This window comes from Dokdonella sp. (assembly GCF_044227025.1).
GTDB lineage: Bacteria > Pseudomonadota > Gammaproteobacteria > Xanthomonadales > Rhodanobacteraceae > Dokdonella_A.
Window position 1 is genome coordinate 290,546 of sequence record NZ_JBGAFX010000005.1, and the last position, 18,225, is coordinate 308,770.

General features: G+C 67.8%; 15 protein-coding genes. 3 read left to right on the forward strand and 12 right to left on the reverse strand.

Annotation, left to right across the window (positions count from 1 at the left end; genetic code table 11):
* Window positions 1-13: 13 nt before the first annotated feature.
* The 11 genes from ACILRJ_RS13750 to ACILRJ_RS13800 all read right to left on the reverse strand — a co-directional run bounded on the left by ACILRJ_RS13750 (window position 14) and on the right by ACILRJ_RS13800 (window position 13,228).
* Complete coding sequence (locus ACILRJ_RS13750; RefSeq protein WP_395683766.1) at window positions 14-370, reverse strand: hypothetical protein; 357 nt, start codon at window positions 368-370, stop codon at window positions 14-16.
* 69 nt (window positions 371-439) lie between these two features.
* Window positions 440-1,141, reverse strand: coding sequence for a hypothetical protein (locus tag ACILRJ_RS13755; RefSeq protein WP_395683767.1), 702 nt, complete (start codon window positions 1,139-1,141; stop codon window positions 440-442).
* The gene (locus tag ACILRJ_RS13760; protein WP_395683768.1) at window positions 1,141-4,902 is read right to left on the reverse strand and encodes a translocation/assembly module TamB domain-containing protein; all 3,762 of its coding nucleotides are present in this window, start codon (window positions 4,900-4,902) and stop codon (window positions 1,141-1,143) included. The genes ACILRJ_RS13755 and ACILRJ_RS13760 overlap by 1 nt, the downstream gene beginning before the upstream one ends.
* A gap of 86 nt (window positions 4,903-4,988) precedes the next feature.
* Window positions 4,989-6,758 carry an autotransporter assembly complex family protein gene (locus tag ACILRJ_RS13765; protein WP_395683769.1) on the reverse strand — a complete coding sequence of 590 codons (1,770 nt, stop codon included), beginning with the start codon at window positions 6,756-6,758 and terminating at the stop codon, window positions 4,989-4,991.
* A 68-nt stretch (window positions 6,759-6,826) separates the two neighbouring features.
* On the reverse strand, window positions 6,827-6,976 hold the full coding sequence (locus ACILRJ_RS13770; RefSeq protein WP_395683770.1) for a DUF3096 domain-containing protein: 150 nt from the start codon (window positions 6,974-6,976) through the stop codon (window positions 6,827-6,829).
* A 79-nt stretch (window positions 6,977-7,055) separates the two neighbouring features.
* Window positions 7,056-8,111, reverse strand: coding sequence for a hypothetical protein (locus ACILRJ_RS13775; protein ID WP_395683771.1), 1,056 nt, complete (start codon window positions 8,109-8,111; stop codon window positions 7,056-7,058).
* A 165-nt stretch (window positions 8,112-8,276) separates the two neighbouring features.
* Window positions 8,277-9,296 (reverse strand): magnesium/cobalt transporter CorA, encoded by a 1,020-nt coding sequence (gene corA, locus ACILRJ_RS13780; protein WP_395683772.1) that lies wholly within the window; start codon window positions 9,294-9,296, stop codon window positions 8,277-8,279.
* A gap of 65 nt (window positions 9,297-9,361) precedes the next feature.
* Complete coding sequence (locus tag ACILRJ_RS13785; RefSeq protein ID WP_395683773.1) at window positions 9,362-10,603, reverse strand: DUF4105 domain-containing protein; 1,242 nt, start codon at window positions 10,601-10,603, stop codon at window positions 9,362-9,364.
* 76 nt (window positions 10,604-10,679) lie between these two features.
* Entirely contained in the window at window positions 10,680-11,522 is an 843-nt protein-coding gene (locus ACILRJ_RS13790) for an HlyC/CorC family transporter (protein WP_395683774.1), read from the reverse strand.
* A 196-nt stretch (window positions 11,523-11,718) separates the two neighbouring features.
* On the reverse strand, window positions 11,719-12,231 hold the full coding sequence (gene ybeY, locus ACILRJ_RS13795; protein WP_395683775.1) for an rRNA maturation RNase YbeY: 513 nt from the start codon (window positions 12,229-12,231) through the stop codon (window positions 11,719-11,721).
* Window positions 12,221-13,228: a PhoH family protein gene (locus ACILRJ_RS13800; RefSeq protein WP_395683776.1), complete on the reverse strand. Its 1,008-nt coding sequence runs from the start codon at window positions 13,226-13,228 to the stop codon at window positions 12,221-12,223. The genes ybeY and ACILRJ_RS13800 overlap by 11 nt, the downstream gene beginning before the upstream one ends.
* A gap of 362 nt (window positions 13,229-13,590) precedes the next feature.
* Here ACILRJ_RS13800 and ACILRJ_RS13805 point away from each other — a divergent pair, with 362 nt between their 5' ends.
* The 3 genes from ACILRJ_RS13805 to ACILRJ_RS13815 are packed head-to-tail and all read left to right on the forward strand — an operon-like array spanning window position 13,591 to window position 16,639.
* Window positions 13,591-14,574 carry an HlyD family secretion protein gene (locus tag ACILRJ_RS13805; protein WP_395683777.1) on the forward strand — a complete coding sequence of 328 codons (984 nt, stop codon included), beginning with the start codon at window positions 13,591-13,593 and terminating at the stop codon, window positions 14,572-14,574.
* Between the two features lie 26 nt (window positions 14,575-14,600).
* Window positions 14,601-15,533 carry an ABC transporter ATP-binding protein gene (locus tag ACILRJ_RS13810; RefSeq protein WP_395683863.1) on the forward strand — a complete coding sequence of 311 codons (933 nt, stop codon included), beginning with the start codon at window positions 14,601-14,603 and terminating at the stop codon, window positions 15,531-15,533.
* Window positions 15,530-16,639 (forward strand): ABC transporter permease, encoded by a 1,110-nt coding sequence (locus ACILRJ_RS13815; RefSeq protein WP_395683778.1) that lies wholly within the window; start codon window positions 15,530-15,532, stop codon window positions 16,637-16,639. The genes ACILRJ_RS13810 and ACILRJ_RS13815 overlap by 4 nt, the downstream gene beginning before the upstream one ends.
* Window positions 16,640-16,663: 24 nt before the next feature.
* Here ACILRJ_RS13815 and ACILRJ_RS13820 read toward each other — a convergent pair whose 3' ends face one another.
* Window positions 16,664-18,193 (reverse strand): hypothetical protein, encoded by a 1,530-nt coding sequence (locus ACILRJ_RS13820; protein WP_395683779.1) that lies wholly within the window; start codon window positions 18,191-18,193, stop codon window positions 16,664-16,666.
* Window positions 18,194-18,225: the final 32 nt, after the last annotated feature.

Here is an 18,225-nt window from a genome sequence, read left to right on the forward strand (position 1 = left end):
CCTGTCCGAAGAGTCAGAGCAACGCCCAGGTCACCACGCCGCAGACGATCGTCATGAGCAGCAGGCCGAGCAGGAAGATCGCATCGGCCGCGCGTTCGATGCGGTGCATGCGCCGCGCGCTGCGCGCACGCAGCGCCCAGTAGGACAGGACGCACGAGATCATGAAGAGGGTCGCATCGCCGGCGAGCAGGTCGTCGGCGATGGTGCCGACCTGGGTAGTCGCGATCACGACGCGGATGAGCCCGATCACGGTCAGGCAGACACCGACCAGCGCCGCGGATGTGGTGAAGATATGGATGCACAGGTCCGATTCGAGAGTGCGCTCGCCGGGTTGGGGATGGGGCGGACGGAGGTCGGCAAGCATTGACATGGCGACTTTGACCGTACGGGCCGCGGACGAGTTCGGGGGTGGAGTGTAAAGAAGGGCGAAGCGGCTGCTTCAACCGTTTCCGGGCGGTCGTGCGAACACCTCGCCGATTGAATGCGCCTGCGGTCGGTAGTAGTGCGCGGCAGCGCCGAACGCAATGACGACCAGCGCCGTGGCGGCGAATGGCCAGATCGTATGGCGCAATGCCGTGTCGAGCCAATGGCGCCGCTCGAGGGTGCGCAGGCGCCGGTAAAGGCCGGCCGACAGCGCGCAATCGACGACCAGTTCGGCGAACAGCGTCGGCGCCGAGGCGATGACCCATGCCGACGCGAACGCGATCGTGACGATGGCGAGCAGCAACAGCAGCGGCAGCACCAGTTCGTCGGCGGCGCCGAGGTTGTCGAACCAGCTTCCGCTGCCGCTGCGGCTGCCGCGCGCATCGATGACGTCGTGCATGGAGCTGGCTTGTGCCGACGAGGGTTCGTGAGATCCCGCAAACGAGTTGCCGGGCAGATCGGGATTGCCCGGGCCGGAATCGTCGACGAACAGGCGCAGCAGGCCGAGGAACGCGAGGTACGCAATCAGCAGCGCGATCGGATAGCGGACCGGCATCGACAGCAGGCCCGCTCGCAACAACAGGTACGACGCGCCAAGGCCGCATGCACCCGTGAGCATCACGATCACCAGCATGCGCACGCGCGGAGATCCTGCGCGCAGGAGATACGCACGTACGCGTGCAACTTCCTTGTCGCGCGGCTGCGGCGGCGATCGCATCAATGCTCCCAGCGGTAGTTGAGCCCGGCGCGGCTGCCGCTGGTCGCGTTCTGCGCCTCGAAGTTCCAGCGCTTGCTGAAGAGATACTTCAGGCTGACGACTTCGCCCGGCGTGAACAGGCCGACGCCGTAGCTGAGGTAGAGCTTCGGCGCGAGGTACTTGCCGACCGTGAACGCGGCGCCGCCGACCGCGGCGTTGTCGGACACGCCGGCATCGACGCCCATGCGTGCGCCGATGCCCTTCGCGAGCAGGTCGCCGGTCGCGCTGCCGAGTGCGCGCGCGGCAGTGCCCAGCATGTCGCCTTCACCGCTCTTGAGTCCCGACAGCGGCTTGCCGGTGATGAGGTACGAGAGCGCCTCGGACTGCTCCATCACCGGGTGCGAGTACACCGTCAGCACCGGCACCTGCGCGGTGCCGCGCACCTGCAGGCCGGCGGTGATGCTGTCGTCGCTTTGTCCGCCGGAAGCACCGAGGATCGTGCGCGCGGCGCGGATGTCGAGGCCGGGATTGTCCAGCGCAGTGCCGGCGAACAACAGGCGGCCACTTTCGATCTTGAGGTTCTGGCCGTACGCCTTGTAGGTGCCCTCGACGTTCATCGTGCCGGTGCCGGTCGCCACCTTGCCGGGGCGCTGGTCGATGCGCAGTTGTCCCTGGATGCGACCGTCGAGGCCAAGGCCGGCGAGCTTGACGTCGTCGCCGAGCCGCACCTCGATGCCGACCACAACCGGCAACGGCTTGCCCGGCGCGGCTTGTTCCGCATCGACGACGACCACATCGGGTGAAGTCTGTGCGACCCCGCCGCCCGGCAATTTGGCGAGGTTCACGTCGGTTGCCGGGATCGTGATGCTGCCGCCAACCGTGATGTTCTCGGCGCTGCGTTCAATGGTCAGGTCTGGCGAGATGACGACCTTGGCCGCGGGAATGTCCGCAGCGAGGAAGTGGTCGCCCTTGATGCTCGCCTTCAGGGGCGCGTTCGGGCCGATGCCGCCGGTGCCCGACAGGGTCAGGCTGCCGTCGCCGGATTTCAGGGTGCCTTCGAGTACAAAATGGTCGGCATCGGTCGCACGCGCGCTGATGTCTCCGTCGTGCAGTTTCAGCCCGGCGCTCGGCAGCTCCGCCGCGAATTCCTTCAGGGTCAGCGCGCCGTCGAGTCGCGGCGCGGCGAGCGTGCCGGCGATCGCGTAGTTCGCGGCGAGACGGCCTTTCGCGTTCGCGACCTCGGGCGTCAGCAGCTCGACGAAGGCGAGGCTGTTGAGCGTGAGGTCGATGCGGCCCGACAGGGCTTGCGCGGAACCGGCTGCGCCGGACAGGGTGACATCGCCATCGAGCTTGCCGTCGTGGTCGAGCGCGGCGCGCAACGTCGCATGCGTGGACTGTGGCGACAGCGTCGCGTCGAGCGCGAGCCCGGTCCAGGCGAGCAGCGGCTGGTTCGCGTTGTCCGGATAGGCGATGCTGCCTTTGTCCGAGCCGATCGTCGCATTGCCGTCGAGTGCACCGTTGGCGCCGCGGCGCACTTCGCCATGGCCGGCGAGCAGCCCGTCGGCGCGGAAGGGTGCCTCCGGTGCGCCGAGCTTCGCGAGCAGGGCGATCGGCAGTCGCTCGACGCGATAGCGCGCGGCAAGCGCACCGTCGGCACCGCCAGTGCCGGCGACGCACACGCGCGGACCGCCGCCGGCAAGACAGATTTCCTGCGCTTCGAATTGCTTGCCGTTCCATGCAAGCGCCGCCGCGGCATCGAGCGCGAGCGGCGGTGCGTCCTTGATCGCGACATCGAGAGTCCTCAGCGTGCCATTCCAGCGTCCATCGCCCTTCGCGCTACCGGACACCGCCAATTTCAGGCCGAGCGGTGAGCCGCTTGCTTCGAGGCTGAGCTGGTGTGCATCACGATCGCCGCTGGCGTCGAGCCGGAGCGTGTCGAACACGAGGCTGCCGCTGGCGAGGCACGTCGCGTTCACGTCGAGCTTGCCCTGGGGCGGATCGAGGCTCGCGATGCCGGCATCGAGGTCGAGTGCGTCGATGGTGGTATCGCCGATCGCGAGCTTCGCGCCGCGCGCGCGACCGTTGACGGTGAGCTTCGGCCAGCTGCCACGCACGCGGAAATCGCCGTCGATGCGACCGCCCGCGTCGGGCAGCCAGTCGCCGAGCGAGGCGATCGCGAGCTTCACGTTCGCGTCGGTCTGCTCGCCGCCGTGGCCGGTGACCTCGATGCGGCTGTTGCCGGCACCGAGGTCGAGCATGCCGTCGACGACGTAGCCGGGCTTCAGCGCGAGGTCGGCCTTGCCCGACAGCGCGCGTTTGCGCAAGCTGCCGCCGAGGCGGTCGATCTTCATCGTCGCATCGGGGCCGCGGTCGGTCAGCGTGCCGCGCGTGGCGAGGTCGAAGTCGATCGCACCCGGCCATTCCTTCGCGAACGCGCCGGGGTCGAGCTTGTTCGCCTTCGCGTCGATCTGCCAGCCGAGTGCTGGTTTGAGCGTGAGCGTGCCGTGCGCGTCGAGGCCGCCATTCGGCTGCTGCAACGCGAGTTGTTTCAGCGCGATCGCATCCGGCGTGCCGTCGAGTTCGAGCGCGATGTCGGCGGGGTGTCCGGGCGGACCGACCGACAGCGCTCCCTGCGCATGGAAGCGCTCGGCGCTGCCGTCCGCGTCGAGGCGGCCATGCGTCGCGAGCACCTGACCGGCGAGATCGGCCGGCAGCACGACGTCGGTCCAGCGCAGCGCCAGTTTTGCCGCGGGCGGTTTCGCGTCGAGCTGTACTTCGCCGCTCGCATCGAGCGAGCCGGCGGCTTCGGGACTGCGCAGCGTCAGGGCCTCGATCTTCAGCAACGGGCCGTCGAGGGCATAGCGCAGCGGTTCGAGCCGCACGCGGTGATCGTTCACGGCGACCTCACCGGCCACTTCGCCGTGCGTGCGATCGCCCGTGCCGGTCAGCGCGAGTTCGAGCGAGGCGAGGGTGGAATCCTTCTGCACGCGCTTCGGATCGAAGCGCGGAATCGTGATCTTCGCGGTCCACGGCCACTCCTTCGCCTGCGTGAGCTGTGCGTCGATCGTCGCACTGGTCGGTTGGCTGAGCGCGATGGCGAGCCGGGCGACCTTGCCGTCGCCGTTCGCCTTCAACGTGCCCGCATACGATGTGTCTGCGACCTTCCAGTGGAAGTCGAGCGCGCCGTCGCCGGGATAGCCGGGCAGCGCGGACACGCTGCCGTGCAGGTCCAGCGTGCCGTCCGGTGAGCGCAGTGCGATCGAATCGAGTTTCACGCCCTGTTTCGTCCAGCGGCCGATGATGTCGAGCGAATCGACCGCGACCAGCGGCTGGCCGTCGAGCGTGACCTTTGCCTGCGTGATGCCGATGCGATCGAGCACGATGTCGAGCGGTGCGGCGAGCGTGAATTCGCCGGACTTCGACTCGGGCCCGGGGGTTTTCGCGACGCTCGTCAATGCGACATCGATGCCATCGAGCGCGACCTGCGTCAGGTGCAGGCGCGAGGCGAGCAGTTCCAGCGGCGAGAACGCGATCGTCGTGTGTGCGACGCGCGCGTCGACGCCGGCTGCGGGATCGGCGTAGCGCAGGCCTTCGATCGTCGCTGATCCCGCGAGATGGCCGCTGGAGTGTTCGATCGTCAGCTTTCCTTCGGTCGCGCCCGTCGCGCGCGCGAGCACGAACTGCAAGCCCGACTCGGTGCGCAACAGCCAGAACGACAGCGCCCCGACCAGCACGAGCAGCACGCCAAGCACGATGCCGATGCGCGCGAGCAGGCGCGTCATCGCGAAACCTCCAGCAGGCCCGCGACAATCCCTCGCCGGGATGACGACCGAGCGGTGCGCACCGTCCGGCGGTGTGTGCGGGCGGGTCATAGATCCGGCCCTATGACGATATGCAGCTCGACGCCGCTGGCATTCTCGTCGCGCACCGGGAAACCGAGGTCGATGCGCACCATGCCGACCGGTGAACGCCAGCGTGCGCCGACGCCGACGCCGACCTTCTGGCGGTAGCTGCCGAAGCTCGAGAATGCATCGCCGGTGTCGATGAAGGTCGCGATGCCCCAGTTCGGCTTGAAGTAGTACTCGTACTCGGCGCTCGCGACGACGAGGTTCTTGCCGCCGACGATGAGGTCCTGGCAATCCCGCTTTGGATGCGCCGCGCACTCGGCCTGGGCCTGCGCGACGAGTGCGTCCGCCAGCGGCGGGCCGATGGTCTGGAACGGATAGCCGCGGATGGAGCGGTCGCCACCGGCGAAGAAGCGCAGTTCCGGCGGCAGCTTGTCGAAGTCACCGGCATGGGTCGCACCGATCGAGCCGCGCGCGATGAAGCGCGAGCGCTCGCCGATGCCGCGGATCCACTTCGCGTCGACGCTTGCCTGCGCGAAGCTGGTGTCCGACAGCAGCCCCTCTTGCCCGGCGCGCGCGACCGCGGTCAGCGACCAGCCGTCGCGCACGAACGAGGGGTCGTCCGCGCGCTTGCGCGAGAACGAAACCTCGGGGTAGAGCAGGGTCGTGTCACCTTCGAGGTTCGCGACGCGGAAGTCGCCGGTCAGGAATTTCAGGCCGAGCGTGCGCGTCCAGCCATGCCAGATGCGTGAGTCGGTCGCGGCGAGGCCGAACGTGCGCGCGGTGCTGGAGTCGGTGTTCTCGTCACGGAAGTTCGCGCCGAACGAAAGGGTGTGGTTGTCGGGTCCGGCAAGCGGAATCTGGTATTGCACCGAGGCGGTCCTCAGGCGCGTGGCGAGGATCGTCTCCACCTTCATCTTGTGGCCGCGCCGATTGATCCAGCGCCGCTCGATGCCGCCGCGTACACCCGGGCCGGTATCGGTACCGATGAAGATGCCACCGGTGTAGATCGTGCGCTTGGCCGGCGCGAGCATGACCTTGATCGGCACCGTGCCGTCGGCGGCATGCTCGATGTCCGGCTGCACCTGCACCACCGCGAAGTAGTCGGCGTCGATCAGGCGCTGCTGCAACGACAGCACCTGGTCCTGGGTGTAGAAATCACCCTCGTTCCAGGGGATGTAGCGTTGCAGGAACTGCGGCGGAAACTGCCCGCCCTCGAAGGTCGTCGCTCCAAGGCGGTAGCGCGCGCCGACTTTCCAGGCGAGATGCACCTCGGCGCTGTTCGACGAGCGCGTGACTTCGACTTGATGCGTGACGAGTTCGGCATCGAGGTAACCACTGGCGAACAGCGCAGCCTGGATCGTCGCCTTGCTCTTCTCGTACGCGACGTGGTCGAGGGCGCTGCCCTTCGCCGGCAGGAAGGCCGTGAGCGCCTTGCGCACTTCGCGCTGCCCATCGGCGTCGCCGTCGAGACGGATGTCCAGCGTGCCGACCTTGACCGGATCGCCCGGGGTTACATGCAGCACCGCCGTGTAGTTGTCAGCGGCCTCGCGCAACTCGCCAGCTACGTCGACCGCGTAGTAACCATAGGGTTCGAGCGCCTTGCGCACCTGCGCTTCGGCGTGTTCGTACAGGCGTCGAGCCTGCGCGGCACTGACCTCGCGCTCGCCGTACTGGACGAGTTCGAGCCCGGCCATCACGGCGTCGCGCAGGGTTCCGTCGACGCCATCGAGCTGGACGCTGACGCGCCCGGCATGTGCCGTCCCCGCGGCGAACAGGAGCAAGGGCAGCACACGGAGGATGCGGCGTTGGCGGAAGGGACCGTCGGGCGAGCGCATCACGCAGTTATAGCAGGACAGGCTCAGGACAGGTGCAGGGCCGGCAGCAGGCCGAACAGGCCGATGATGATCAGGTAGAGCGCGACGATGTAGTTGAGCAGGCGCGGCCGGATCAGGATCAGGATGCCGGCGACGAGCGCGATCAGTGGTTGCAGTGCGGCGTGGATGTGCACGGGCTCTCCTCGGGAATGAACGGCTTCCGGCAAGGTAGCAGTTTTCGAATGAACGGCGCGATCCGTGGACGACCGCGTGCTACGGGCGAGTGAGCGCGGTCGCCGTGATCAGCTGCTGCGCCTTGCGGTTCGTGCGCTTGCGCTTGTTGACGATTTCCGGGCTCGGATCCCAGCTGGCCGAGCGCCGCGTCTCGATCAGGTCGAGCGCATCGTAGGCGTTGACCACGTCGAACACGTCGGCCATTTTCGCCTTGGCGGCCTTGGCGATCTCGTGCAGCGGCGCGTCGCGCATGAGCGCGAGCGCGATGCGATGCTGCTTGCGGTAGTCGTTGTCGAGCGGCAGCCAGCTCTTCAGCTTGTAGGTCGCGCTCGGGTCGAGATGCGCGGCGAGCCAGCCGTTCGAGCGCAGGAACGCATGCAGCCAGCGCAGGCGGATCAGCGGACGCCCCTGATGTTCCTTGCGCAGCGCGGCGAGTTGTTCGCCGCCGACGCGCTTGCGTTCGTGGCCCGTGAGCGGGTCGAGAAAGTAGGGTTCCAGGTCGACCAGGCGCGCGCTGGTGTGGAAGGTGTCGGTGATCGGGTCGATCAGCAGTGCCGGGATGCCGTGGCGCTGCACCAGCACCGCGCCGCGCTTGATCAGCGCGTCGAGGTCGGTGCACGGGCGCTGCAGGCGCACGTCCATGAAGCAGGCGCGCGTCGATTCCGGTTCGGCTTCGGCGTCGCCCTCGTCGCCCTTGCGGCGCGATGGCTTGCGCTGCGGCACGATGCGCCGTTCCTGTGCGCTGAAGTCGATCAGCTTGCGCGGCTCCGGCGCCACCGCGCGACCGACGTGATTGAGCATGCCGACGATCGCCTTCGCGCTGAACGGTCGATGCAGCACGAGATCCGCCCCGAGCACGTCATGGCCCGGCTCGGTGAGTACCGCGAAATGCTTGCCTTCGTCGAGCGCACGCACGCGCGCGCAACGACCGCCGAAGTCGGTCAGGTCCACCAGCACGAAGTCGATGCCGTCATCGTCGGTCGCGAAGGACCATGCATGGTCAAGCTGGGACTGGGTTGCGCGGATGAAAGTGGCGATTTCCGCCACTTCCGCTGCGGATGCGCCGGCGACCACGAGGTGTTTGCTGGCTTTCATGTCCAGAGGCTGATCCGGGACCGACTAGGGGCGATCCGGCAGCGCATTATCGCCAGAGGATCGTCGAACAAGTGTGATCCTGAACCGAAAATCGGGCGAGTTCCAGCACCGTTCGGCGGGTCGGACCGACCGCCCGGCTGGCAGTCGGGCATTGCCGGCCGCCGGCTACAGCCAGCCGGCGCGACGCAGCAGCCAGTACAGCACGCCGCAAATGCCGGCGGTCACGCTGATCATCGCCGGATACGCCCACGGCTGGTCGAGCTCGGGCATGTGGTGGAAGTTCATGCCGTACCAGCTCGCGAGCAGCGTGGGCGCGGCCAGCAAGGCGGCCCAGCCGGCAAGGCGCTTGACCACCTCGCCCTGCGCGACGGTGACGAGGGCGAGGTTCACGCTGAGCGCGGCGGTGAGCATCTCGCGCATGGTGTCGGTCGATTCGTTGATGCGCGCGGCGTGGTCGTAGACGTCGCGGAAGTAGGGCCGCACTTCGTCACGGATCAGGCCAGGGTACTGCCGGATCAGCTGGTTCAGGATGTCCTGCAGCGGCGCGATCGCCAGCCGCAGGGTGACCAGTTCCTTCTTCAGCACATACAGGCGGCGGATCGTCTCGCGCTTGAACGTCTCCTCGAACACCTCGTCCTCGAGTTCCTGCAACTCCTCGCGGAACTCGCGCACGATCGGGAATACGTTGTCGACGATGAAGTCGAGCACCGCATAGAGCGAGTAGCTCGGCCCGAGCGCGAGCATCTCCTGCGACTGCTCGCAGCCGCGCCGGGCGGTCGCGTAGCTCAGGGAAGCGCCGTGGCGCACGGTCACGATGTACCGCTTGCCCATGAAGACGTGCGTTTCGCCGAATGCGATCTTGCCGGCGACGACCTGCGCGGTATGCGCGACGATGAACAAGGAATCGCCATAGACCTCGATCTTCGGTCGCTGGTGCGCATTGTGCGCGTCCTCGACCGCGAGTTCGTGCAGGCCGAATTCCTCACGCAGTTTATCCAGCAGGTCCTCGCTCGGCTCGCGCACGCCGACCCAGACCCACTCGTCCGGCGTCTCCAGCACGTCGCTGATCTCTTCGACCGTGATGTCGCGCAGGCGGCGGCCATCGGCCGAATAGGCGACGCAGTTCACCACCATCGGGTCGGTGCAGGTCGGATCGGTCGGAAGCAGATTTGCGGCGAGTTCCATGCGCGCATGATGCCGTGCCGGTCGGGACCGCGGCAATCCTGTGCGCGATCGCTCGCGAACGGGCTTCAGCCCCGATGCAGATTGACGACCGGGGGTCGCAACGCGAGCGCCAGCGCGAGGTGGATCGGCAGGAACAGCACGATCCAGTGCAGGTTCGCCTGCGCGAACGCGGGCAGGATCTTCGAGAACAATGCGAACCCGGCGCCGAGCACCACGAGCCATGCGCAGCCGCGAGCGAATCGCCGATCGCGCAGGCGACCACGCAGAAGGCCGAACCAGGCGGGCAGCAGCGCAAGGCAGAGCGGACTGAGCAGCAGCAGGTTCTCGTTGCGCCAGGCCGCACGATGCTCGGTGCCGAACCAGAGGAACAGCAGCGCGAGGCCGCCCAGGCCGCAGAACAGTTCGAACGCGAGCGCGAACAGGGCCAGCGGAACCCGACGCGGCGAGCGCGCCGATGCGCCCAGCCAGGCCAGCGCGCCGCCGAGCGCGAGGCCGAGCAGCAGGAATGGCCAACGCAGGTCCGGCGGCAGCACGGGCGGTTCTTCGACCACTCCGTGCGCGAGTTCCTGCGTCGCGACGGCGAGCGGCACAGGTTTGGCCGCCGAATCCGCAACTTGCGCGTCCGCGACGACATCGCGCAAGGTCGCCGGCACGAAGCTTTCCTGCCAGTAGTCGATGCGCTCGTCGGCGTACGGGCCCAGCCCCAGGTCGATGAGCAGCATCAGTGCGGGTTCGGGTGCCATCAGGCGCAGCGCGTCGAGGCGCCAGGTGAAGCCGCGCGAGCGCCCCTCGGCCTGCGCGTGCAACGCGCCGCCGAGCGCGCGGTCGAGCGCGTCGCGCACGCGCGTCGAGCAATTCGCCTCGAAGTAGTCGTAGCGGTACTGCGCGTTCTCGGGGCGCGCATTCCATTCGAGGAACGCGAGCAGGCGTTGCGTCTGTTGCGGGGTCAGCGCGAGGCGTTGCTCGGTGATTTCGCGGCCCTCGTCGCGATACATCGCGAGATCGTCGGCGAGTTCGTCGACCGCCATGCGGTAGCGCATGCGCCCACGCGCGAAGTTGAGCAGGAAGTCCTGCTGGTCGAAATCGAAGATGCCGTAGTTGTACGCGAGCGCTTCACCCGACGCCGGATCGCGCACCACGATCGCGTTGTGGCCGAAGCGCTCGAAAAAGATCTCGCCGGGGCCGATCGTCAGCAGGCTGATCGCCGGTGGTGACTGGCTATCGGCGATCGGTGATTCGGAAAAAGCCGGTTCGGCCGCAGGTTGTGCGCCTGCTCCGTCCGCGGCTGCGAAGGCGAACAGCATCATCAGGCAAGCGCGGGCAACCAGATCGCGAAAGCCCGGCTTTCCCGAATCACGAATCACCCATCCCGAGTCGCCGCTTCTAGGCCTCATGCACCCGCACCGCGAACTGTTGCACGCGGCGTGCGTCGGCCTTGGTCACGTGGAAGTGGAAGCCGCTGAGCGTGGTTTCCTCGCCGACTTCGGGCAGGTGGCCGATTTCCGAGGTGATCATGCCGCCGATCGTGTCGAACTCCTCGTCGCTGAGATCGCAGCCGAAGCGCTCGTTGAACTCGGCGATCGGGGTCAGCGCGTTGACGAGGAAGTCGCCATTGGGGGCCGGCTGGATCATGGTGTGCTCGTCGTCGTCGTCGTCGTGTTCATCGTCGATGTCGCCGACGATCTGTTCGAGCACGTCCTCGATCGTGACGATGCCGGCGACGCCGCCGTATTCGTCGACGACGATCGCCATGTGGTTGCGCGAGAGGCGGAACTCCTTCAGCAGGATGTTGAGCCGCTTGGATTCCGGAATCATCGTGACCGGCCGCAGCAGCGCCCGGATGTCACCGGTCGGGCCTTCCGCGAAACAGCGCAGCAGGTCCTTCGCCAGCAGGATGCCGAGGATCTCGTCCTTGTCGCCGGCATGCACCGGGAAACGCGAATGTCCCGACTCGAGAACGTCCTTGAGGATTTGCGGCAGGCTCGCATCGACCGGCAGCGACACGACCTGCGCGCGCGGGATCATCACGTCGGCGACGGTCAGGTCGGCGACCTCGATCGCGCCTTCGACCATCGACAGGGTGTCGTTCGACATCAGGCCGTTGGCCTGGGCGTGGCGCAATTCCTCGATCAGCTCCTCGCGACTCTGCGGTTCGCCGGAAAGTGCCTGGGTGATGCGCTCGAACCACGATCGTGGCGCGGGCGTACTGGGAGGGTCCTCGCTCATTGGCAACCGCTGCGGGCCCTTGCGGGCGGGGGCGCAGTGTAGCAAAGCAGGGGGGAGGGGCTAGGGGCCAGGGGCTGGGCGCCGGGGCCAGGGCACGCCATCAGGTCGTCACGGATCGAAAAGGTGAACAGCTTGCTCTTGTCGCGGCACCGCGAACTTGCCGTGGTCGTCGACCACCGCTCCTCGCCTGTGGCCCCTAGCTGTACGGATCGCCGATGCCGAGCGAGGCGAGGATGCGCGTTTCCAGCGCTTCCATGCGCTCTGCGTCGACGCCCGCTTCGTGGTCGTAGCCGAGCAGGTGCAGCACGCCGTGGATCGTCATGTGCGCGAAATGATCGCGCACCAGCTTGTGCTGCTCGCGTGCCTCGCGCGCGACCACCGGGGCGCAGATCACCAGGTCGCCGAGCAGGCCACTGTGTTCGCCCGGCATCGGCTCGTACGGGAAGCTCAGCACATTGGTGGCGTAGTCGCGCCCGCGGAATTGCCGGTTGTAGCGACGGCCGGCCGTGCTGCCGACGATCAATACGTTCACCTCGCTCCAGCCTCGGCGCTCGCGCAGGTCCGGAATCGCGGCGAGCCAGCGCTCGAACGAGCGCAACAACGGCACGCCCTTGCGGCCGGCCTCGTTCTTGAGCCACAGGCAGATGCGCGGAGGCTCGCCGGCGCGCGCGGTCGAGGTCTTCGCGCGCGCGCGCGGTTCATCCTTCATCGGTCGTGCTCGAGCGTGACGCCACCGATTCGGCGGTCGCCTCGCGCTGTTCGTAGGCGCGCACGATGCGTTGCACCAGCGGGTGGCGCACGACGTCCTTGGCGGTGAAGAACGTGAAGCTGACGCCGTCAACGTCGCGCAGCACCTCGATCGCGTCGCGCAATCCCGATTTCACATGGCGCGGAAGGTCGGTCTGGGTCATGTCGCCGGTGACGACAGCGACCGAACCGAAGCCGATGCGGGTCAGGAACATCTTCATCTGTTCGACCGTGGTGTTCTGCGCCTCGTCGAGAATAACGAACGCATCGTTGAGCGTACGCCCGCGCATGTAGGCGAGCGGTGCGATCTCGATCACGTTGCGCTCGATCAGCTTCATGACCTTCTCGATGCCGAGCATCTCGTACAGCGCGTCGTACAGCGGGCGCAGGTACGGATCGACCTTCTGCGTGAGATCGCCGGGCAGGAAGCCGAGCTTCTCGCCGGCCTCGACCGCAGGGCGCACCAGGATCAGGCGCTGCACGCGGCTGTCGTTGAGCGCGTCGACCGCCATCGCGACGGCGAGGTAGGTCTTGCCGGTGCCGGCCGGGCCGACCCCGAAATTGATGTCGTGCGTGGCGATTGCATGCAGGTAGCGCGTCTGGTTCGCGCCGCGGCCGCGGATCGTCCCGCGCTTGGTCTTGACGGCGACCGACTGCGCACCGTCGGCGGCGCGTGCATCGAGTGCGTCGATGCCCGATTCGGACAGGCGCAGGTTGACCTGCGCGCCGCTGAGCGTCTCGTTTTCGGTGGCGTCGTAGAGATCACGCAGCACCCGCTCGCCGATCTTGACGGCGTGCTCGGCGCCGGTCACGCGGAACACGTTGCCGCGGTTCGCGATCTCGACGCCGAGGCGCAGTTCGATCTGCCGCAGGTATTCGTCGAACGGCCCGGCGAGATTGGCGAGGCGCGCGCCATCGGCGGGTTCGAGCGCGAAGTCGTGGTGGGTGAGATCGGTCATGGGGCGGCGAGCCTAACGCGTGGAGCCTCGTCCTGCCAGCGCTGCGGATCGCCTTCGCAGGCACGGGCAGTTTCGAGTCGCCTGCGTGGCGACGCTCGCCAGTGCGGCGTCGCGCCTTGCAACGCGAGTGGTTCGACGGCGGAAGCCCGTTCAATCGAGGTCGAGGCTGGTAGCAATCGACAAGGTGGGTATCCTGCCGTCAAGTGCGCCGGGTATGGGTGTCGCGAGCTCGTCCGCCGGATCCATCCCCCGTTCGGAGAGCAGTGGGTCCGAAGGTGTATCGCTTCGCCGGAGCCCCCATGATTGAATGCAACAAAAGGCCGGCCACTCGATGAAGCGCCCGCGGCGAGCAGGATCAAGCCATGACATTCCCAGAACGCAGATTCCGCGCGCCGTTGCATTTCCTCGCCATGTTGCTCGGCGTGCTTGTGCTCGGTGCCTGTGCCAAGACCCCGCCACAGGCGCTTGGCACGCTCGAGTTCGACCGCATCGTGCTGCCGGCACCGGCGGCCGAGCGCATCATCGCAATCGATGTGCACGAAGGTGAAACGGTTGCTCAAGGGCAGTCGCTGCTCAAGCTCGATCCCGCGCACACGAAGGCCGATCTCGCCGCCGCCGAGGCGCTGGCGCAGCGCGCGCGCGACGTGCTGGCGGAGCTGAAAGCAGGACCTCGCAGCGAGGACATCTCGCAGGCGCGCGCGAATCTCGCCGGCGCGCAAGCGGATGCGCGCGAAGCGCACGCCTATTACGCGCGCTTGCTGCCGCTGAAGGGCAAGAACTACATCGCCGCCGCCGATCTCGATCGCGCGCGGGCGGCCGCCGGCAGTGCCGACGGCCGGGTCGGCGCGGCGAACGCCACGCTCGATGAACTGCTGCACGGCACGCGCGTCGAACAGGTCGCGCAGGCCGAGGCTGCGCTCGCCAGCGCGGTAGCACAGGCGGATGCGCAGCGCGTGCTGCTCGACAAGCTTGCCGTCGTCGCACCACGCGCCGCGCGGGTGGACAGCCTGCCGTATCGCCTGGGCGACCAGGCGCCGGTCGGCGCGCCGCTGGCGATCCTGCTCGCCGGCGACGCGCCGTATGCACGCATCTACGTCCCGATGCAGCAGCGCGTGAACGTGCGGGTCGGCGACGCGATTGAAGTGCACGTGGCCGGGCGCGACCAGCCATATGCGGGCAAGGTGCGCATGATCCGCAGCGAGCCGACGTTCACGCCGTACTACGCGCTCATCGGCGACGACGCGGCAAGGCTCAGCTATCTTGCCGAAGTCGCGCTCGGCGCCGAGGCGGCCGCGTTGCCCGTCGGTCTGCCGGTTCGCGTCGTGCTCGCGGGCGCCGGCAAGTGAGCGAACACGCCGACGGCGCGAACGCCATCCGCGTACGCGGATTGACCAAGCGCTTCGGCAACCTCGTTGCGGTCGATCATGTCGACCTCGACGTGCCGGCGCGGCGGGTATACGGCTTCCTCGGTCCCAACGGATCGGGCAAGTCGACCACGATCCGCATGCTGTGCGGATTGCTGACGCCGAGCGAAGGCAAGATTGACGTTCTCGGGCTGTCGATACCCGAGCAGGCCGACGCATTGCGCAGCCGGGTCGGTTACATGACGCAGAAGTTCTCCCTGTTCGAGGATCTCACCGTGCGCGAGAACCTCGAGTTCCTCGCTGCTGTGCAGGGCGTTCCGAGGCCGCGCACGCGCGCGCGCGTGGACGAATTGATCGAACAGTACCGCTTCTCGGATCGCCAGTCGCAGCTGGCCGGCACGATGAGCGGAGGCCAGAAGCAGCGCCTCGCACTTGCCGGAGCAGTGATCCACGAGCCGGAACTGCTTTTCCTCGACGAGCCTACCAGTGCGGTCGACCCGGAATCCCGCCGGGACTTCTGGGAGAAGCTGTTCGAACTCGCGGATCTCGGCACCACCCTGCTGGTCTCCACGCATCTCATGGACGAAGCAGAGCGTTGTCATCGACTTGCGATCCTCGATCGCGGCGCCCTGGTCGCGGACGGAACGCCGTCCGAACTCACCGGCGGGCTGACCGGCCGCACGTTCGTCGTCGAGGCCCCCGATCCGCGCCGTGCGCAACGGGTGCTGACCGGGCTGGACGGCGTGCTCGGCGTCGCGCAGGTCGGCAACAGTCTGCGCGTGCTGACCGGCGAGAACGCCGCCGCGATCGGAAATCGCCTGCGCGACGCATTATCCGGTGCAGGCCAGCGAGCCGATGTCGTGCCCGCACCGCCGAACCTGGAGGACGTGTTCGTCGCTGTCACTCGCACCCACAGGCAGCGCCCGGAGCGTGCGGCGTGAGTGCGCGCCGACTGTGGGCGATCGTGTTGAAGGAGTTGCGCCAGATGCGGCGCGACCGCATCACGCTCGCGATGATCGTGGGTGTTCCGGTGATGCAACTCGTGCTGTTCGGGTACGCGATCAATTTCACCTTGCGCGACCTCGATGCGGGCATCGCCGACCAGGCCAATACCGCAGCCTCGCGCGCGGCGGTGATGGACATGCTGGCTACCGGGGTGGTGTCGCCGGTCGCGACGGCGAACACGCCCGACGAATTGATGGCCATGATCCGCGCGGGGCGTATCAGCATCGGCATCGCGGTTCCGCCGGACTTCGAGCGTCGCCGCATCGACGGGCGCGAGGCGATCCAGGTGCTCGTCGACGGCAGCGACACCGCGGTGCAGGGAGCGGCGGCGCAGCTCGCGCAGACGCCGCTCGATCCGGGGAGCGTCGACATGCGCGCGCCGCACAGCAGCACGCCGCGGGAAACCCCGATCGGCGTGGTCGCCTTCTACAACCCCGAGCGTCGCTCCGCGGTGAACATCGTGCCCGGACTGATCGGCGTGATCCTGACCATGACGATGGTGCTGTTCACCGGAGTGGCGATCGTGCGCGAGCGCGAACGCGGCAACATGGAGCTGTTGATCGCGACGCCGCTGACGCGTTCGGAACTGATGATCGGAAAGGTGTTGCCGTTCGTCGCCATCGGTTTCGTGCAGACGACCGTGATACTCGCACTCGGCGTCTGGCTGTTCGACGTGCCGGTGCGCGGCAGCGTGCTCGACGTCTATCTTGCGTCCGGCCTGCTGATCATCGCCAACCTCACGCTAGGCCTGCTCATATCGACCAAGGCGCAATCGCAGTTCCAGGCGATGCAGATGACGTTCTTCGTGTTCCTGCCGTCTATCCTGTTGTCCGGCTTCATGTTTCCGTTCGCCGGCATGCCGAAGCTCGTGCAGTGGCTCGCCGAAGTGTTGCCTCTGACGCACTTCCTGCGCTTGATCCGCGGCGTGATGCTGCGTGGCGCGAGCCTCGTCGAGATGTGGATCGACGTGCTGGCACTGGTCGCATTCATCGCGGTGATGATGAGCGCGGCGATCCTGCGATTCCACAAGCGCCTGGACTGAACCGATCGCGCCGCAAGCGGCGCGTCACGGCTCGAAGCCGTCGTCGAACAGGCCCTCGGCCAAGAACTCGCTCGTGTCGCCGTCGGCGTCGGTTGCCGACAACACGAGTGCCTGCCCGTGCAGGTCCGCCGCAGGGAACTCGATGCTACGCGTCGCCTGCGCGTCGGCCATGGTATACGCGTCGGATACGGCGATGCCCGCCGCCTGGCCGCGGCGCCCCCAGCCGACGTCGATGCGCAGCGGATAGTTCGCATTCGCCGGCGCCGCGTCGACGCGATACCGAAGGCGGATGGTGGCGCCCGCGTCGAGGTAGGCGACGTTCTCGATCACCGGTGCGTTGAGTTGCCGGTTGCCGCCTTCGTCGGCGTCCGCGGGATCGTTCGCGGTCGCTCCGTCGGCATTGCTCGTCGGCGACAGGTCGATGCCGATGCGATTGCCGATGAACGCGTTGCCGAGCACCGATCCTCCCGTGCACGTGGCGATCTGCACGCCGGCCGCCGCGCCGTAGGCGACGAGATTGCCTTCGCCCGCGGCGTCGCCGCCGATCGAGACGCCACAATGTCCACCACGGAATACCGAAATCGTCGATTGCGGCTGGGAAGGCGAGCCTGGGTAGGCGCCGTTCGGCCGCGCGAGCGTGCCGCTCCAGTCCGTGCCGAAGACGTTGCCGACGACACGCACGGGCGCGGCACTCGCCGCGAGCGCAGCGCCGGTGACGTAGAGGGCATTGATTTCATTGCCACCGAAGACGTTGCGCTGCCCGGGCAGCGCGCCGCCGATGCGCGTACCGGCTGCCGGGTCGTTCATGTACACGCCGTAGTCCTGTCCCGCGATGACCGATGCGCCGTCGGCGGCGAGCCCGATCAGGTTGCCTTCGTAGGTGCCCGGCGACGAGGCCGTCCCGGTTTCGTCCCAGACGCCGATGTACGCATTACCGGCGATCACATTGCGTGCGGCGGGCGGGACGCCACCGACGGCCGCACTGCCGCGCAGGTGGATCCCGATCGCGCCCGGCGCCGACGCCGCCTGCATGCCGGTGATGTCGGTGCCGATGAAGCAGCCTTCGATGCGATGGCCGCCCGGTGCATACAGTTCGAGGTTCGCGTGGAACCCGTTGATCGCCAGCCCGCGTACGTGGAGCGCGGCACTGGCCGACAAGCCGGATCCGCTCGGGCCGCCGTCGCCGTGCAACTCGACCCGCAGCACCGCATCGCTGCCGCCGTCGGTCGGCGCGAGCGTGTTCGGCGATGCGCCTGGCTGGGTGTAGGCATCGATGTCGAGCGGCACGGTGATGAGGGGCAGGTCGGTCGCGGGCGCAATGCGCCAGTGTTGCGTGGCGGCGACGAAGCCGGCATCGCTGGCCGGCATGTCGAACGCGATGAGGTCGCCGCCGGACCCTGCGTTGGCGCGCGCGATGGCGCCGCGCAACGAGCAGTCGGCGGCCGCCGCGGTGCATGCGTCGAGTGCGTCGTCGCTGGCGGTGTCGACGACGTACGTCGCCGCGATGGCGTTCCCGGCGGCCAGCAGCCCGGCGAGGCGGAGGATGGTTTTCACGGCGGTTCTCCGGTAGGGCGGGTGTCGCCCCT

Coding starts and splice junctions, on each gene's coding strand:
- ACILRJ_RS13775 (WP_395683771.1), bottom strand. CDS start 8,111: ATGAAAGCCAGCAAACACCTCGTGGTCGCCGGCGCATCCGCAGCGGAA.
- ACILRJ_RS13785 (WP_395683773.1), bottom strand. CDS start 10,603: ATGATGCTGTTCGCCTTCGCAGCCGCGGACGGAGCAGGCGCACAACCT.
- ACILRJ_RS13790 (WP_395683774.1), bottom strand. CDS start 11,522: ATGAGCGAGGACCCTCCCAGTACGCCCGCGCCACGATCGTGGTTCGAG.
- ACILRJ_RS13800 (WP_395683776.1), bottom strand. CDS start 13,228: ATGACCGATCTCACCCACCACGACTTCGCGCTCGAACCCGCCGATGGC.
- ybeY (WP_395683775.1), bottom strand. CDS start 12,231: ATGAAGGATGAACCGCGCGCGCGCGCGAAGACCTCGACCGCGCGCGCC.
- corA (WP_395683772.1), bottom strand. CDS start 9,296: ATGGAACTCGCCGCAAATCTGCTTCCGACCGATCCGACCTGCACCGAC.
- ACILRJ_RS13760 (WP_395683768.1), bottom strand. CDS start 4,902: ATGACGCGCCTGCTCGCGCGCATCGGCATCGTGCTTGGCGTGCTGCTC.
- ACILRJ_RS13750 (WP_395683766.1), bottom strand. CDS start 370: ATGTCAATGCTTGCCGACCTCCGTCCGCCCCATCCCCAACCCGGCGAG.
- ACILRJ_RS13805 (WP_395683777.1), top strand. CDS start 13,591: ATGACATTCCCAGAACGCAGATTCCGCGCGCCGTTGCATTTCCTCGCC.
- ACILRJ_RS13755 (WP_395683767.1), bottom strand. CDS start 1,141: ATGCGATCGCCGCCGCAGCCGCGCGACAAGGAAGTTGCACGCGTACGT.